This is a genomic window from Rhabdothermincola salaria, assembly GCF_021246445.1.
Classification (GTDB): Bacteria; Actinomycetota; Acidimicrobiia; order Acidimicrobiales; family Acidimicrobilacustridaceae; genus Rhabdothermincola_A; species Rhabdothermincola_A salaria.
Genome location: NZ_JAJQXW010000002.1, coordinates 21,443 through 38,242, shown reverse-complemented (window position 1 = coordinate 38,242; position 16,800 = coordinate 21,443). Strand labels below are relative to the sequence as shown.

At 71.7% G+C, this 16,800-nt stretch carries 14 protein-coding genes; 8 read left to right on the top strand and 6 right to left on the bottom strand.

Annotation, left to right across the window (positions count from 1 at the left end; genetic code table 11):
- Positions 1-86: 86 nt before the first annotated feature.
- Entirely contained in the window at positions 87-1,790 is a 1,704-nt protein-coding gene (locus LUW87_RS09470; RefSeq protein WP_232670930.1) for a class I adenylate-forming enzyme family protein, read from the top strand.
- 69 nt (positions 1,791-1,859) lie between these two features.
- Here the strand turns inward: LUW87_RS09470 and LUW87_RS09465 are convergent, their stop codons facing one another.
- Positions 1,860-2,948 carry an ecdysteroid 22-kinase family protein gene (locus LUW87_RS09465; protein ID WP_232670929.1) on the bottom strand — a complete coding sequence of 363 codons (1,089 nt, stop codon included), beginning with the start codon at positions 2,946-2,948 and terminating at the stop codon, positions 1,860-1,862.
- 179 nt (positions 2,949-3,127) lie between these two features.
- On the opposite strand from LUW87_RS09465, the gene LUW87_RS09460 reads away from it, so the two are divergent.
- The 4 genes from LUW87_RS09460 to LUW87_RS09445 all read left to right on the top strand — a co-directional run bounded on the left by LUW87_RS09460 (position 3,128) and on the right by LUW87_RS09445 (position 9,273).
- On the top strand, positions 3,128-4,312 hold the full coding sequence (locus LUW87_RS09460) for an amidohydrolase family protein (protein WP_232670928.1): 1,185 nt from the start codon (positions 3,128-3,130) through the stop codon (positions 4,310-4,312).
- Between the two features lie 313 nt (positions 4,313-4,625).
- On the top strand, positions 4,626-6,779 hold the full coding sequence (locus LUW87_RS09455) for an acyl-CoA dehydrogenase family protein (protein ID WP_232670927.1): 2,154 nt from the start codon (positions 4,626-4,628) through the stop codon (positions 6,777-6,779).
- A 47-nt stretch (positions 6,780-6,826) separates the two neighbouring features.
- Entirely contained in the window at positions 6,827-8,182 is a 1,356-nt protein-coding gene (locus LUW87_RS09450) for a class I adenylate-forming enzyme family protein (protein WP_232670926.1), read from the top strand.
- 23 nt (positions 8,183-8,205) lie between these two features.
- Positions 8,206-9,273, top strand: a complete 1,068-nt coding sequence (locus LUW87_RS09445; RefSeq protein ID WP_249420163.1) for an NAD(P)H-dependent amine dehydrogenase family protein — start codon at positions 8,206-8,208, stop codon at positions 9,271-9,273.
- 41 nt (positions 9,274-9,314) lie between these two features.
- Here the strand turns inward: LUW87_RS09445 and LUW87_RS09440 are convergent, their stop codons facing one another.
- Entirely contained in the window at positions 9,315-10,565 is a 1,251-nt protein-coding gene (locus LUW87_RS09440) for a hotdog family protein (protein WP_232670924.1), read from the bottom strand.
- A 224-nt stretch (positions 10,566-10,789) separates the two neighbouring features.
- Here LUW87_RS09440 and LUW87_RS09435 point away from each other — a divergent pair, with 224 nt between their 5' ends.
- Both LUW87_RS09435 and LUW87_RS09430 read left to right on the top strand, forming a co-directional pair.
- Positions 10,790-10,987, top strand: coding sequence for a ribbon-helix-helix protein, CopG family (locus tag LUW87_RS09435; RefSeq protein ID WP_346742549.1), 198 nt, complete (start codon positions 10,790-10,792; stop codon positions 10,985-10,987).
- Positions 10,984-11,370, top strand: a complete 387-nt coding sequence (locus LUW87_RS09430) for a type II toxin-antitoxin system death-on-curing family toxin (protein ID WP_232670922.1) — start codon at positions 10,984-10,986, stop codon at positions 11,368-11,370. The genes LUW87_RS09435 and LUW87_RS09430 overlap by 4 nt, the downstream gene beginning before the upstream one ends.
- Positions 11,371-11,446: 76 nt before the next feature.
- Here LUW87_RS09430 and LUW87_RS09425 read toward each other — a convergent pair whose 3' ends face one another.
- The 4 genes from LUW87_RS09425 to LUW87_RS09410 all read right to left on the bottom strand — a co-directional run bounded on the left by LUW87_RS09425 (position 11,447) and on the right by LUW87_RS09410 (position 15,880).
- Positions 11,447-11,887 (bottom strand): hypothetical protein, encoded by a 441-nt coding sequence (locus LUW87_RS09425; RefSeq protein WP_232670921.1) that lies wholly within the window; start codon positions 11,885-11,887, stop codon positions 11,447-11,449.
- Between the two features lie 55 nt (positions 11,888-11,942).
- Positions 11,943-12,962, bottom strand: a complete 1,020-nt coding sequence (locus tag LUW87_RS09420; RefSeq protein WP_232670920.1) for a Vgb family protein — start codon at positions 12,960-12,962, stop codon at positions 11,943-11,945.
- 472 nt (positions 12,963-13,434) lie between these two features.
- On the bottom strand, positions 13,435-14,271 hold the full coding sequence (locus LUW87_RS09415; RefSeq protein WP_232670919.1) for an enoyl-CoA hydratase/isomerase family protein: 837 nt from the start codon (positions 14,269-14,271) through the stop codon (positions 13,435-13,437).
- A 43-nt stretch (positions 14,272-14,314) separates the two neighbouring features.
- Positions 14,315-15,880 (bottom strand): class I adenylate-forming enzyme family protein, encoded by a 1,566-nt coding sequence (locus tag LUW87_RS09410; protein WP_232670918.1) that lies wholly within the window; start codon positions 15,878-15,880, stop codon positions 14,315-14,317.
- 133 nt (positions 15,881-16,013) lie between these two features.
- Here LUW87_RS09410 and LUW87_RS09405 point away from each other — a divergent pair, with 133 nt between their 5' ends.
- Complete coding sequence (locus LUW87_RS09405; RefSeq protein WP_232670917.1) at positions 16,014-16,799, top strand: DUF2889 domain-containing protein; 786 nt, start codon at positions 16,014-16,016, stop codon at positions 16,797-16,799.
- Position 16,800 lies beyond the last annotated feature (1 nt).

Sequence of the window (16,800 nt, the reverse complement as noted above, 5' to 3'; positions counted from 1 at the left end):
GTGACGACCGGCCCGCTCGGTTGCGCGATCCTCTTTTGCTCGCGCCGTTCTTCGCGACCGTTCGACGACCACCAGGGGGAACCACCATGACCGAGCCCGCTCGCCTCACGTGGCAGGGAGCTGCCTTCCTGTCCGACGATGCGCGGGAGCGCCTCCTGGGGGAGGGGGCACCGTTCGAGATCGTCGTGGAGGACGTCCTCGGCGCGCCGGCCGAGGTCTACGCCCAGCGGATGCCGAACCTGCGAGCGGCTTTCGAGAACGCCGTCGAGCAGTGGGGCGACCTGCCGTTGCTGGTCGACGCCGACACCGGCCGCACGCAGACCTTCGCCGAGACCCTGGATGCCGCCTACGCCGTGGCCCGCCTGCTGGCCGACGAGTACGGGATCGAGAAGGGCGACCGGGTGGCGGTGGTGGCGGCCAACTGCCCCGAGTACCTCGTGGTGGCGTGGGGCGTGCTGTCCATGGGGGCCATCCTCACCGGTCTCAACGGTTGGTGGACGGGCCCCGAGATGGTCCACGGCATCGAGCTCACGTCGCCCAAGGTGGTCACCGGCGACGAGCGCCGCCTGGCCCGCCTCGACGAGCTCGAGGCCGAGGTCCACGTGCCCATCGTCGAGATCCACGAGCTCGTCGAACGGGCGGTCGCCGGTGGACCGGGCACCCGGCCCGACGTCGACCTCCACGAGGACGACCCCGCCATCATCTTGTTCACCAGCGGCACCACGGGCCGGCCCAAGGGGGCCACCCTCACCCACCGGGGCTTCCTGCACTTCGGCCAGTCGAACCGGCTGTCGGCTGCCGTGGCCGCCGAGTTCGCGCCGCCGGCCGACCCCGATGCCGGCCCCCGGCCCCAGCCGGCGACCATCATGGCCAGCCCCATGTTCCACATCTCCGGTCTGGTGGCCACCCTCATCGGGGGCCCCCAGCTGGGGAACAAGCTGGTCTTCCCGCCGCCCGGCCGCTGGGAGGAGAAGGCCCACCTCGACCTCACCGTCGAGCACGGGATCACCAACTGGAGCGGGGTGCCCACGCAGTTCTGGCGCCTCCTGCAGTACGAGCACTTCGACGACTACGACCTCACCGGCGTCACCAGCGCCGGCGGTGGCGGCGCCGTGTTCCCGCCCGAGCTGTTCCGCCTCTTCCGCGAGAAGATGCCCTGGATCGGCCTCGGCTGCGGCTACGGCATGTCCGAGAGCTGCGGCATGGGCACCGGCATCGGTGGCCCCCTGCTCGAGGCCCGGCCCGAGGCGGTGGGCATCGCCAACCCCACGACGGAGGTCGAGGTCCGTGACCCGTCGGGGCGTCCCCTGCCGGAGGACGAGGTGGGCGAGGTCCACCTGCGCCACGCGTCCATCTTCCGCGGCTACTGGAACAACGACGAGGCCACCGCCGACTCCCTCGACGATGATCGCTGGTACAGCACCGGCGACTTCGGCCGCATCACCGACGGCATGCTCGTGCTCGAGAGCCGCATGCGCGACCTCATCATCCGTGGCGGCGAGAACATCTACCCCATCGAGATCGAGAACCGCCTCGTCGAGCACCACGAGATCGACGACGCCGCCGTCATCGGCGTCGACCACCAGGTGCTCGGCCAGGAGGTGAAGGCGTTCGTCGTGCGCCGCCCGGACTCGGGTCTGACCGAGGACGACGTGAAGGCCTGGGTGGCCGAGGCGCTGGCCAAGTACAAGGTCCCGGAGTACGTCGAGTTCCGCGACGCCCTGCCGTACAACCAGACCGGCAAGCTGCTGAAGAACCAGCTCGAGAAGGAAGAGGCGGGCGAGGGCTGACGCTGCGGGCCCGGTCGACCGGTGGGGTCGACCGGGCCGGGTGTCTGGGCCGGGCTCGCCGGCCCGGGATCACTCGAGCAGGTCGAAGGGGCGCAGGTCGCGGATGGCGGCCAGCGAGCGGGTGATCATGGCGGTGAACATGGCGTCGCTGGCCTCGGTCGGGTCAGTGGCGTACACGGCGCCGAGCACGGTGATGAGCGGACCCTGCACCACCCCCAAGCGGTAGTCCTCGAAGCACTCCTCGAGGGTGAAGTCGTCGACGCCGTGGGCGATCAGCGCCTCGTGGTAGGCGCCGACGAGGCTGCGCTCGTGCTCTCGGCGGACCGGTACCTCGAGGCTGGTGGCCAGGAAGTAGCCCACGTCGCGCCCCGGCAGCCCGAGCGCCAACGTCTGCCAGTCGACGGCCGAGACGCCGGGGCCGTGGGCGGGGAACATGAGGTTGTCGGGGCGGTAGTCGCCGTGGATCACGGCGAAGCGCTCGGGACGGGTGAGCAGCCAGTCGGCCAGGTGCTCGGGCACCTCGCCGAGGGTGGTGGGGTCCTCGGCGGCCATGCGATCGCCGAAGCGGTCGAGGAAGGTGGGGATGGCCCCGGCCAGGACCTGGGCGTAGAATTCGGCTCCCTCGCGCTCGTGGCGCGAGAGCCAGGGCAGCTCCAGCAGGGCCTCGTCGCGCCAGCGGGGGCCGTGCAGGCCGGCGAGGTTGATCACCGCATGGGTGGCCTCCTCCACCGAGCAGCCCCGAACCTGGTCGCCGGGGGTGGCGGGCGCCAGGTCGTCGAGCAGGAGGACGAAGCAGGTGTTGTCGTCGGTGATGTCGGCGTACCAGCAACGAGGGGTGCGCACGGCCAGGGTGTCGGCCAGCTCCTGGTAGAAGCTCACCTCGTTGCGGTAGCCGTCGCCGATGACCGCCCGGGTGGCCGCATCGCCCGCGGCCATCTTGGCCACCAGTGTGGCGGGGGCGCCCTCGGCGGCCGCGGCCTCGGGATCGGCGTACTCGAGCCAGAGGCGGTAGCTGGTGCCCATCTGGCCGGTGCCGACCCGCTCGAAGCGGCTGGCGGTGACGGGGGTGGCGACCCCGGCGGTGCCGAGGGCCGCGGTGAGCCAGGCCGCCGTGAGCTCCTCGGGCGTGTCGCAGACGGTCAGTGGGCTGTCGGTCACGGTGTCCCCCCGGTGGACGGTGCGGCGCGCCCGGTCACGCGCTGCCCCCGAAGGGTACGGCGGCGTCCGACCGCAGGAGAAACCCCGGCGGGCGTTGGTCGTCCGGCCCTCCTGGACTAGAATCAGAGTTCAGTCAGCGCCGGGGATCCAGAGTCCGGCCGGGGAGAGGGGACCACCAGATGTCCGACGAGATGCGCGTGTTCGACGCCGACAACCACTACTACGAGGCGCTCGACGCCTTCACCCGCCACATCGAGCCGGAGTACGCCAAGCGGGCCATGCAGTGGGCCGAGGTCAACGGCCGCCAGATGCTGCTCGTCGGCGGCAAGATCAACCGGTTCATCCCCAACCCCACCTTCGACCGCCTCAGCGCGCCGGGCAGCCTCGAGCAGTACTTCCGGGGCAACAACCCCAAGGGCGACAGCGTCAAGGACCTCTTCGGCGAGCTCGAGCCGTGCGATCCCGCCTACCGCGACCGCGAGATCCGGCTCAAGACCATGGATCAGCTGGGCATCGAAGGGGCCCTGTTCTTCCCCACGCTGGGCGTCGGCATGGAGATGGCCCTGCGCGATGACCTGCCGGCCGCCCGGGCCGCGTTCCGCGCCTTCAACAAGTGGATGGACGAGGACTGGGGTTTCGCCTACGAAGAGCGCATCTTCGCCGTGCCCTACCTCACGCTGTCCGACGTCGACAACGCCATCGAGCAGCTCGAGTGGGTGCTCGAGCGCGACGCTCGCGTGATCCTGCTGCAGACCGGTCCGGTGCTCACCGCCGAGGGCATGAAGAGCCCGGCCGACCCCCGCTTCGACCCGTTCTGGGCCAAGGTGCAGGAGTCGGGTGTCACCGTCGCCTACCACGGCGGCGGCAACGCCTACATGGACCTCATCACCATGTGGGGCGAGGGCGCCGAGATGGAGGCCCACCGCTTCGAGCCCCTGCGCGCCGCGCTGTCGCACGACGCCGTGGCCGACACCTTCGCCGCCCTCATCCTGCACGGCCTCATGGGGCGCTTCCCCCACATCCGCTTCGCCACCATCGAGACCGGTGCCGACTGGGTGGCGCCGCTGCTCAAGCGCCTGGGCAAGCTCTACAGCCAGACCCCCAAGGCCTTCGCCGAGGACCCCCGAGAGGTCTTCAAGCGCAACGTGTGGGTGTCGCCGTTCTACGAGAACGACCTCGCCGCGCTGCGCGGCATCATGGGCTCGGACCACCTGCTGTTGGGCTCGGACTGGCCCCACACCGAGGGCCTGGCCGATCCGCACTCCTTCACCGACGACCTCACCGAGGCCGGGTACCCCGAGGACGAGCAGCGCCTCATCATGTACGACAACTGCAAGAGCCTGGTGCAGCGCCGCCCGGCCTGATCCACCCACCCGGTTCCCGCTCGAGGCCAGGGCCGTCGGTCGTCTCGACCGACGGCCCTGGCGCGTCGGGCGAGAGGCTGCGGCCGCTCATGGCACCGTCGTATGTTTTATACTTCGACGGCCGACCATCGGGGTCCGCCGGCTCCGCGTCGGCTGGCGGTCGACGGCACGCACGGCGGCCGGCCACCTCCGCAGCCGAGCACCGATCATCCACCACCGGGGAAATCCGGCTCTCGCCGGGCGCCCCGCTCGCTCGTCGGCCCATCATGGGCTCGCCCGCCACCGCTCCGTTCGAGTACTCGAGGTCGCAACCATGTCCATCGCCCTGACCGAGGACCACATCGCCCTGGCCGAGGTCGCCGCCGATGTCGTCACCAAGCACGACGCGCTCGGCGCGGCCCGACAGCTGTTGGAGTCCGACACCGAAGAGCTCCCGCCGTTCTGGTCCGCTCTCGCCGAGCTCGGATGGCTGGGCCTGCACCTCCCCGAGGCCCACGGCGGGTCCGGCTTCGGTCTGCTCGAGCTGGCGGTCGTGGTCGAACAGCTCGGTCGGGTCGTGGCCCCCGGCCCCTTCGTGCCGACCGTGGTGGCCAGCGCCACGCTCGCCGAGGTGGCCCCCGACGACATGGTGGCCCGGCTGCTGCCCGGCCTGGCCGACGGCTCCGTCGTGGCCGGCATCGCCCTCGAGGGTGAGATCGACGTGTCCGACGGCAAGGCGTTCGGTTCCGCCGTCGCCCTCGGTGCGGGCCTCGCCGATCTCCTGGTGCTCACCGCCGGCGACGACGTGGTCGTGCTCGACGCGAGCGTCGACGGCGTCACCGTCACGGTCCCGCCCAACCTCGATCCTGCCCGCCGGTCCGCGCGGGTGGTCCTCGACGGCGCCCCGGTCGACGTCCTCGCCGGCGGGGCCCGGGTGCTGCGCGACCTGGCCCGCATCCTGCTCGCCGCCGAGGCCGCCGGGGTGGCCGGGGCCTGCACCGATCTGGCCGCCGCCTACGCCAAGGAGCGTCAGCAGTTCGGCCGGCCCATCGCCACCTTCCAGGCGGTCAAGCACCACTGCGCCAACATGTTCGTGGCCGCCGAGAAGGCCCGCTCGCTGGTGTGGGAGGCCGCCCGGGTCGGCGGCTCCACCGGCGACGACCGCAGCTACGCGGCGGCCATGGCCGCCGCCTCGGCCGTCCCCGCGGCCGACCTCACCGCCAACCTCGACATCCAGGTGCACGGCGGCATCGGGTTCACCTGGGAGCACGACGCCCACCTCTACCTGCGCCGGGCGCTGGCCATCGCCGCGGTCGTCGACGCCGAGGCCGCCGCCCGCGACGTCACCGACCTGCACCGGGCCGGGGTCCGCCTGGCCCGCTCGGTCGAGCTCCCGCCCGAGGCCGAAGCCATCCGCGACGAGGTGCGCGCCTTCGTCGCCGAGGTCGCCGACCTCGACGACGCCGCTCGCACCAAGGTCATGGTCGACAAGGGGTACGCCGTGCCTCACTGGCCCACCCCGTGGGGCCGCGGGGCCGGGCCCGTCGAGCAGCTCGTCATCGAAGAGGAGTTCGCCGCCGCCGGGGTCAAGAAGCCCTCGTACAGCATCACCGGCTGGGTCATCCTCACGCTCATCCAGCACGCCACCGAGGACCAGATCGCCCGCTGGGTGCGCCCGGCGCTCGACCAGGAGCTGATCTGGTGCCAGCTCTTCTCCGAGCCCGATGCGGGCTCCGACGCCGCCGGCGTGAAGACCAAGGCCACCCGGGTCGACGGTGGCTGGCTGATCAACGGCCAGAAGGTCTGGACCAGCGGGGCCCACGTGGCCCGCTGGGGCCTGGCCACCGTGCGCACCAACCCCGACGTGGCCAAGCACAGCGGCATCACCACCATGGTGATCGACCTCGAGTCGTCCGGCGTCGAGATCCGTCCGTTGCGCATGCCGAGCGGCGGGTCCGAGTTCAACGAGGTCTTCTTCGACGACGTGTTCGTGCCCGACGACGACGTGGTCGGCCAGGTCGACGACGGCTGGACCGTGGCCCGGGCCACGCTGGGCAACGAGAGCGTGAGCCTCGGCGACGGCCAGGGCGCCATGAACATCCCGGGCGAGCTGCTCATCGCCGCGCTCGACGAAGCGCCTCACCTCCTGGCCGGGGGCGCCGGCCGGGTGGGGCGCTACGTCGCCGACGCCCAGTCCATCGCCACCATGAACGTGCGCCGGGCCCAGCGGGCCGTGGCCGGTGGGGCGCCGGGCCCGGAGGGGGCGGTGACCAAGCTGGTGCTCACCGAGAACGCCCACGAGGCGGCCGCCGTCCTCCAGGCCCTCGCCGGCCCGGAGGGCACGTTCCTCGACGGGCCCGGTTCCATCGCCGCCAACGTGTCGCTGATGCACCGGGCCATGTCCATCGCCGGCGGCACCTCCGAGATCAAGCGGAACCAGATCGGCGAGCGCATCCTCGGCCTGCCCCGAGACCCCCTCATCCGCTGAAGCCACGACCCGGGGCGGCGCCGCGCGCCCGCACGGAGGAGGTGCTGGTGAACCTGGCCGATCTGTTGCTCGAGCACCCATTCGCCGACGACGAAGGGCTCCTGCACACCGTCACCACCTCGACGAGCGCGGGGGAGGCCCGGGCCCGGGTCCGGGAGCTGGCCGCCGAGCTGGCCATCGAACCCGGTCAGGGCGTGGCGGTGATGTTGCCCAACGGTCCCGAGCTGGTGTGCACGATGGCCGCGGTGTGGGCAGCCGGTGGGGTGTACGTCCCGGTGAACCCCCGCCTGCCCCGCCGCGAGGTCGACGCCGTGGTGGCCGAGACCCGCCCCGCCCTGCTGGTCACCGAATCGGGCAGCACGGTGCTCGACGGCGAGCCCCGACGCTTCGATCCGGGCGTGGCCTTCGTGGTGTGGACCTCCGGTACGACCGGTCGGCCCAAGCCGATCCTGCACACCCACGAGGCCTACCTCGAGCTGCTCGACCGCGTGCTGGGTCCGCTGCGCGCCGGCCGAACCTCCGACCGGCCGCCCACCCCCAACCTCATCCCGGTGTCGATGGCTCTCAACGCCGGCATCTACAACGCGCTGTTCGGTCTGCGGGCCGGCGCCGCCCTGGTGCTCATGGACCGCTTCGAACCCGGCGCCTTCGCCGAGCTCGTCGATCGGTTCCAGATCCGCTCCACCGTGCTCCCGCCGGCGGCGATGTCGATGCTCACCGACTCCGACGTCGACGACCTCGCCCCGCTGCGCTACGTCCGCTCCATCACCGCTCCGCTCTCGCCGCTGCAGGCCCGGCGCTTCGCGGCGAAGTTCGAGGGTGTGCACGTGCTGAACAGCTACGGCCAGGCCGAGATGGGCGAGGTCGTCGGCTGGACCGCGGCCGATGCCAAGGCCCACCCCGAGAAGGTCGGTGCCGCCGGTCGCCCGCTGCCGGGCGTCGAGATCCGCGTCGACGCCGACGACCACCTCTGGGTGAAGCCGCCCAACGCCGCGGTCGGCCTCGACGAGCGCCGCGACGTCGACGGCTTCCTCGACACCGGCGATCTGGCCCGGGTCGACGACGAGGGCTTCGTGTGGATCGAGGGGCGGGCCAGCGACCTCATCAACCGGGGCGGCAACAAGGTCTTCCCCGATGCGGTGGAGGAGGTGCTGCGCCTGCACCCCCAGATCGCCGACGCGGCCGTCGTGGGGGTGCCCGACGAGCGCCTGGGCGAGGTGCCGGTGGCGTTCGTGGTCGGCGAGCAGGTCGGCGACGACGAGCTGGTCGCCCACTGCCGCGAGCACCTGGTGCCCTACAAGGTGCCGGTCGCTGTCCGTTGGGTCGACGAGCTCCCCCGCAGCGAGGTGGGCAAGGTGCTGCGTCGACAGTTGGCCGCCACCTACCAGGAGGGGACCCCGTGAGCACGCACGAGGCCACGACCGAGATGACCGCCGACCGCCCGCTACGGGTGGTGGTGTGGGGCACCGGGGGCGTGGGCGCCCGAGCCGTCGCCGCCGTCGCCGACCGCCCCGACCTCGAGCTCGTCGGGGTGTGGGTGCACGCCGCGGACAAGGACGGTCGGGATGCGGGCGAGCTGGTCGGCATCGGGCCGATCGGTGTGACCGCCACGGGCGACGCCGAGGCGCTGGTGGGCCTGGCCCCCGACTGCATCTGCTACGCGGCCAGCGGTCCGGGGCTCGACGCCGCCGCCGCCGATGACTACGAACGGTTCTTGGCCGCCGGCATCGACGTGGTCACGGTGACCTCGGCCGGCCTGGTGTTCCCGCCCGCCTACCAGCCGGCATTGCGTCGACGGCTCGAGGACGCAGCCGCCGCCGGCGGGGCCACGTTGTACGCGTCGGGCATCGAACCCGGCTTCGCCGGCGACCAGTTCGTGCTCACCCTGCTCACCATGTCCCGACGGGTGGAGTCGGTGCGCGTCCAGGAGATCTTCGGCTACCACGGCTACCCGGTGGAGTTCACCATGCGCGAGGTGTTCGGGTTCGGCCAGCCGCTCGACCACACGCCGCTGATGGCCACCCCGGGTGCACAGGCCGGCACCTGGGGCCCACCGGTGCGCATGGTGGCGGCCGCCATGGGGGTCGAGCTCGACGAGGTGCGCGAGACCTACGAGCGGGCCGTCACCCCCCGACGTCTCGAGGTGGCCTGCGGGGTCATCGAGGCCGGGACGGTGGGGGCGGTGCGCTTCGAGACCATCGGCGTGGTGGGCGGACGCGACGCCATCGTCATCGAGCACGTCAACCGCATGGCCGCCGATGTGGCTCCCGAGTGGCCCACCGCGGATCGCGACGGCACCTACCGGGTCGTCGTCGAGGGCGATCCGGGGATGCAGGCCGAGCTCACCGTGGGCACGCCGGAGACGTTCAGCGACGAGGGCATGGTGGCCACCACCATGCGGATCGTCAACGCCATCCCGGCGGTGGTCGACGCCGAGCCCGGGCTGGTGAGCTCGCTCGACCTGCCGCTCACCCTCCCCCGCCACGCGTTCTAGCGGTCGCCCGTCGTCGCGCCTCGCCCGTCGGGCCTCGCCCCTCAGGCCTGCTCGTCGGCGGCGAAGCGGGCGGCCAGGGCGTCGAGGGTCTCCTGGCAGGTGGTGGCCCCGCCGGGAGGGTCGGGCAGGCGCACCTCGCCGTGCTCACGGGAGGGCAGCAGCACGGTGGCGTGGCCGGGGGTGGTGGTCTCGCCGCGCTGGTTCTCACCCCACACGTCGAGGTCGACCGCAGGGCGGTCGCCCTCGGCGAGGTACTTGCGGGTGACCGTGCCCCGCATCCAGTGGGTGTCGCCCACGTAATTGAACTTGCGGAACTGGCAGTCGAGCTTCCAGAGCCAGGCGTCGTCGCCCATCCAGTCGGTGCACAGGTGGATGAGCCAGGTCTCACGCATCCGGCCGTAGTCGTAGGAGGTGGGGTTGCCGGCCCGCTTGGCCCACTCGGGATCCCAGTGGAGGCGTTGCTGCACATCGGGCACGTTGAGCTCGTCGCGCTTGAAGAACCGGGGCATGCGCCGGTGGTGGTCGACGTTCTGGCGTAGCCCCGACACGCCGTAGAGCCCCATGCCCACACCGGTGTGCCACACCACCATGTCGGTGATGCGCAGCGGGCCCTTGACCAGGGTGGGCAGCTCGTCGCCCTCCTCGACCTCCTCCCACCAACGGGGTTCGGCGCCCCGACGACGGTCGCGTTCGCCGGCCACGGCCTCTTCGATGGCCTCGATCTCGTCGTCGGTGTAGGGCCGGATCTCGACGTCGTCGTTGGCCTTGCGCTCGCGCGCCTTCTGGCGCTCGGTGCGGATCATGAGCCGGTACTGGCCCGAGAGCATGGGGCCGTCGACCGCGCCGAAGACCTCGGCGAACCACTCGTGCACCGCTCGCTCGGCGAAGTCGCTGGCCTTGTCGTGGACCCCGACGAGGGCGTTGCGGCGGCTGACCCGGGTGTCCGGCAGCAGTGGGTTCCACCACTCCCGGTGCGAGCCCGAGTAGAAGGCGTGCACGCCGCCGAGGGGGTCGCCCTTCATGAGGGCCCTGGTGTCGCCCTCGAGGCGGGTGACCTCGTCCTCGCCGATGAGGGTGTCGCCGCCCACCAGGTGGGGCGAGGCGATGGGGCCGCCCCACCGGGTGGAGGCGCCGTAGGAGGGGTCGCACCACAGAGGGTTGTCGTCGCCGTAGGCCAGGGCCACGTGGCGGAAGGCGTCGCTGTTGGGGCTGAGGTAGCGAGGCGGTGCCGAGTGCGGGCGGGGCACCCCGATGCGCCGGCGGAGCTGGGCGATGCCGTCGTCGGTGATCACCGAGGCATCTTTGCATATTTCATCCAGAGCGCCGCCGGGGCGCCCGCTCCCGCTCGCCGGTCGGCGGCGAACAGGATCGGTCCACTGGCGGGCAACAACCGCGGCCCAGCGATGGCCACGTCGCCATGGTCGGTGGTAGCGGGTTGCACCGATGCTGCCCTCGGAACCGTCACTCGACGGCGCATCATGGGAAGTGTCACTTTGATACCATCGGGCCCGTGCCCATGACCCTGCGACTGACCGACGAGGAGCAGGATGCGCTGCGTGAGCAAGCGCGTCACGAGGGGATCTCGATGCAGGAAGCGGCCCGTCGTGCGGTTCGCGAGTATGTGGATCGGTCACAGCACCGGGCGCGGGTCGCGACCGCGTCCACGCGGGTTCGCACGGCTCACGCCGAGGCCCTGGACCGCCTCGGGCAGTGACCGACGAGGTCGAGTACCTCGACGTCGACGACCTGGTGGGCCTGGCAGTCGATCTGCTCGGTGAGCCGGCCCCACTTCGCGACGCCGGTCTGCTGGCCTCGGCCGCAGCCCGCCCTCAGGCGACGGTCGGGGGGCAGGACGCGTACCCGGACCTTTGGTCCAAGGCCGCAGCACTGTTGCAGTCGCTGTTGGCGAACCACGCCCTGGTCGACGGGAACAAGCGCCTCGGGTGGTTGGCGACGGCGGTGTTCCTTGAACTGAACGGCGTCACCACGACCCGGGTTCCCAACGTCGCCGTGTACGAGTTCGTGATGTGGGCGACGACGAGTCGCTCCGAGGTCGGCGACATCGCTGCCCGTCTCCAGTCACTGATCGAACCCTGAGCTGCCACCTACCGCCGGGAACGTGGCCACCCTCCGGCACATCGAGGCACCGGCAGGCTCGTCTCGAGGTACAGCTTCATCGGCCATCACTGCCCCTGGTCGCCGCTTGCTCCGCCCAGACCCGAACGTTCTCCGCGCGCTCCGGGGGGTTCAGCACCACGCTGATTCGGCAATGCCCTGATTCGATCGGCACCGAATCCACCCCGTCGGCGTCACCGATCGACAGTGAACCTGATCTGACGAGGACGACGTGCTGAAACGTCGTCGGACCAGTCGGAGGGCCTGCGATCACGTCGATGGCTACTTCTGCGAGACGAACGCGTTCATCCGCGTCAATGTCATCCAGGTCAGTGTCCTGCGCGTGGCGCACTGCGAACGCGAGTGTCGTGCCCGACGTTGCGAAACCATCCTCATCCAGCTCGACAGGCACGTCGGGATCGTCCCGATCGCCCACGACGACGATGCCCCAGTTGAACTGCCGCCGGATCGACAACAGGAGGTCGCCCTGAGCTGCCACTCGCGCATGGTGCCGGTTGGGAGCTCAGTGCGCGATCGGCCATCGCAAGGGGCGGTCAGTCCGGCTGGAGTCGGCCGATCTTGTCGGTCGCGAGTTCGGTGAACCAGATGCCGCCGTCCGGGCCCTCGATGATGCGATGCAGGACCGACTTCTCGGTCGGCACGGCGTAGAAGGTGAAGTCGCCGTCCTGCAGTCGGTCGGGGTCACGGGTCAGGGCGTCCGCGGCGAGCCGCACGAGATGGTCGTCTCCGCCAGGCCCCTGCGGACCGATCTCCGGATCCTGGTTGACGTACTGCTGGATCCACAGATCGCCGTCGCTGGCGAAGGTCAGGGCCCCGAGGATGACGTTGCTCTGCGACCGGGGGACGGGGTATTCGGTGATCGTGCCGTCCAGGTCGATGCGGGCGACCTTGTTGCCCGCCTCCTGGGAGAACCACAGCGCATCACCCCGGGGATCGGGGACGATGGCGATGGGCCGACTGTCCGGCGTGGGGATGGCGAACTCGCTGATCGAGCCGTCGGGAGCGATCCGTCCGATCTTGTTGCCGGTGAGCTCGGTGAACCACATGTGCTCGTCACCGTCGGGCCCGGGGGTGATGTAGATGGGCATCGCCTCCGGTGTCGGAAGGGGCCACGTGCTCACCTCTCCTCGGGCGGTCACGCGGCCGACCACGTTGCTCAGCTTGCCGGTGAACCACACGGTTGCGCCGTCCGAGCCGATACTCATCCCATGCGGATCGGCTCCGACGGCGTGCGTCTCGAGCACGGCGCCCGTCTGCGGGTCGACCCTGGCGATCTGCCCACGGTCGTCGGGTCCGTCGGCGTACTGCAGGCCGACGTAGAGGTTGGCGTCCGCATCGAAAGCCACGCCGTGCGGAGTGCTGCCGGCGGGCATCGGGAAGAAGTCCGTCGCCGTTCCGTCCAGGCCGATCTCGACGAGGCTGTCGTGCATCATCCCGGTGACCCACAGGGTCTTCCCACCCCGCTGGTCGTAGGTGATCTCGTGGGTCGAGGGCATCGACTCGTCGGTCGTCGGGTAGCCCAACGCGTAGTCCGTGATCCGCGTGTCGCCCATGGCGGGTTGGTCCGATCCACACCCGGAGGCGCCGAGTGCGACGCCCAGCACCAGCAGCGTCGCAACGGTGGTTCGAGCCGCTCGGGAGGTCGCGTCACGTCGAGTCGAGATCATGGGCTCTCCTGACTCCTCATACAGCCTCGAACCTACGCCAGCCGATGCGCCCCGAACGCCGGGATCTGGCCGGGAGGGAATCGACCCTTCCTGTCGGCCCTGGAGATCCAGGGCCCGCACCGGGCCGGTCCGCCCGTGCCACTCGCCGATCTGCCCACGTCATGGCGACAACCTCGTCGGCCATCTCGCATTGTCGCTACGACGTGGGCAATTTCACCCTCGGCGTCCCCGATCGCCGATCCACGGGCGCAGCCCGACCGCCAGCGACATCACGCACCGTGGTCGGCACTCGCCCCACACAGCCGATTGCCACTGGACCGAGCGTTGGCCGCCAACCCTCGCCCCCTGCAGATCTGGTTCAGAGGGGCTTCCACTCGGCCGGGCGACCCTCGCGGAAGGCGGCGAACGCCTCGGTGAGCTCCCCCGTGGCGGTGCACATGATCTGGGTGCGGTTCTCGATGTCGAGGGCGTGGCGCAGGCTCGGCGCGTCGACCGTCTGCCACATGGTCTCCTTGGTCATCCACACCGCCAGGGGCGGGTTCGACGCGATCTCGCGTGCGGTGACCATGGCCCGCTCCACCACCTCGCCGTCGGGCACCACGTCGAGCACCAGGGCCATCTCGCGGGCCTCGGCCGCATCGAACACCCGCCCCGTGAGCATCAGCTCGGCTGCTCGCGACGCGCCCACGAGGCGAGGCAGGTGGTAGCTGGTGCCCATGTCGCACGCCGAGACCCCGCGCTTGATGAACACCGCGCCGAAGCTGGCCGACTCGGCGGCGTAGCGGATGTCGCAGGCCAGGGCCAGGGCGAAGCCGCCGCCGTGGGCGTGGCCGTTCACGGCGGCGATGACCGGCAGGCGCATGCGGTGGACCCGCTCGAACAGCCCGGCCATGAGCTCCTGGGCCAGGAAGGTCCGGGTGAGGTCGCCCTGCACCCGCGACAGCAGTTCACCGGTGGGGGTGCCCTGCACGGCGTCGGCGTCCTCCGGCCCGGACTTCACGTCCGCCCCGGTGCAGAACGACACCCCTTCGCCGGTCAGCACCACCACGCGGGCGGCCGGGTCGCCGGCCAGGGCGTCGAACACCCCGTGCAGCTCGGCCAGGACGTTGGAGCTGAGCGCGTTGCGGCGGTGGGTGCGGTCGATGGTGACCACGTGGATGCCGGGCTCGGCCTCCTCGACGCGGACCTCGTTCATGGTTCCTCCTCTGGTTCGGCCCGGGCGGGCCGCACCTCGTGGGTCAGGCCGTGAGCTCGTCGCGCAGGTCCTGGACCAGGACCTTGCCCATGGCGTTGCGGGGGATGGAGGTGACGACGTGCACCTGTTCGGGGGTCTTGTAGCGGGCCAGCCCCTGCGCCGTGCAGTGCGCGCCGAGCTCGGCCACGCTCGGGGCCTCGGCGTCGTCGGCGGGCACGATGACCGCCACCACGCGTTCGCCGGTGCGCTCGTCGGGGACGCCGAGCACCGCCACGTCGGCGACGGCGGGGCACGTGAGCACCACGTCCTCCACCTCCTTGCCGGAGATGTTCTCGGCGTTGCGGACGATCACGTGCTTGAGGCGGCCGGTGATGGCCACATGGCCCGTCGGCCAGATCACCCCGAGGTCGCCGGTGCGGAACCACCCCTCCGCGTCGAAGGCGTCGGCGTCGAGCGACGGGTCGACGTAGCCCAGGCACACCTGGGGCCCCTTGACCCGCAGCTCGCCTTCCTCGCCGGTCGCGCACACGTGGCCGTCGATGGCGACGGCGCGGATCTGCACCCCCGGCGCCGGGCGGCCCTCGGTGCCGTCGAGCTGCTCGTCGCTGTCGTCGAGGGCGGCCTGGGTCACGACGGGTGCCTCGGTGAGGCCCCATGCCGACACGACCCCCGCCCCGCCGAGCACCTCCCGGACCCGGGCGTGGTGACCGCTGGGCTTGGCCGCCCCGCCGCTCGTGCACGCCTTGAGGCGCGGGTAGAGCGGCTCGGCGCCGTGCCGTTGTTGGGCGGCCATGTAGGCCTGGTGGAACGGCAGCGCCGAGCCCAGCAGCGTCGGCGAGAACGACGCCATGGTGTCGGCCGTCGACGCGTCGAACGTGTCGAACAGGGCCAACGTGCAGCCCGAGCGCAGGGCCATGGCCAGCATCGCCGCGCCGCCGATGTGGGAGAGGGGGAAGGCGATCGGGTACAGGTCGTCGGGGCCCATGCGGAGCCGCTCGAGCATGGCGTCGCACGCCGCCATCACCGAGGTGTCGGTGTGGCGCACCCCCTTGGGGGCGCTGGTCGTGCCCGACGAGTAGTAGATCCAGCGGGTCTCGGCGTCGCCGCCCGGCAGGGGAGGGGCGAGGATCGCGGGGTCGCCGAGGGGGAGGGCCAGACCCCCTTCCGCCGCAGCGAGGCGGTGGTCGACCACCACGGTCTGGGCCGAGGGGTCGAGGGCCTGCACCATGGCGTGGTGGTCGAACCCCTTCCAGGTGCCCGGCACCAGCACCAGCGCGGGGTCGACCTGGTCGACGACGATGCGCATCTCGCGTTCGCGCAGCACCGTGATGGCAGGGTTCTGCACCGCCCCGAGCCGGGCGAGGGCGGCCGTCACCACGGCGGCCTCGATGCTGGTGGGCAGCTGCCAGGTGACCGCCACGCCCGCACCCACGCCGTGCTCGGCCAGGCCGGCGGCCACCGCCTCGGCCGCGTCGCGGAACTGCCGGGCGGTGAACGACCGGCCCAGGTCGTCGACCACGAGCACGCCGTCCGGCGTGTCCGCCGCCCGTTCCTCCACCGCGGCCCAGAAGGTCCTCGGGCGGCGAGGCACCGCCTCGTCGACGGTCATGACCCCCGCGTCTGCATCCCAACCCATGGCCGACAGCCAATCACGCGGCGGCGGTGCGAGGGGTGGGACCCGCGTCGGCGGCGGGGTTAGCGTGCCCGGTCAGCGCACGAGGCGGGACACCGGAGGGATCCTCATGGCCGAGCAGTTGGAGTCGCACCCTGGGATCGGTGTCGGGTTGCGTCGCGGGCCGCTCACCTACCGGCGCCGCATCGAGATCGTCCCCGGTGCGGGCTCGGTCGACGCCGCCATGGAGGACTACATCCACCACTTCCGGGTGCGCCTCGCCCACGACGGCACCCGGATCACCGCGGCCGAGGCGGTCGGGGTGCGGGTGCCCTGGTCCACCTGCCCCGTCGGCGCCGCGGGGCTGGCGGCGCTCGCCGGCACCTCGCTCGACGACGCCGTGCTGGCCGACCGCTGGGTCGACGACCGCCGGACCCAGTGCGTGCACACCGTCGACCTCGCCGCCCTGGCCGCCGCCCATGCGCTCGACGCCCAGCCCCTGGTGTACGAGGTCCACATCGAGCTGGCCTCCTTCGTCGAGCGGCGGGCCCGGCTGACCCGCGACGGGGTGGAGCTGCTCGACTGGGAGCTGCACGGCCAGGAGGTGGTGGGCGACGGGCCCTACGCCGGCATGGCGCTCGACCGCCGGCCGTTCTCGCAGTGGCTGGAGACCAGGGTGCCCGCCGACGAGCGCGAGCCCGTGGTGGTGCTGCGCCGGGCCTGCAGCATCGGCCTCGGGCGACTCATGGACCTCGACGCCATCGAGGTGGCCTCCGACGCCCGGCCCGCCGACGAGTCCTGCCACACCTACCGCACCGGCGTCCCCGAGCTCTCCCGCCGCTGCACCGGCACGGCCCGTGAGACCGAGGTCGATCCGCCGGGCACACCCATCCCCGGCGGTCCGCTCGCCCGCTGAC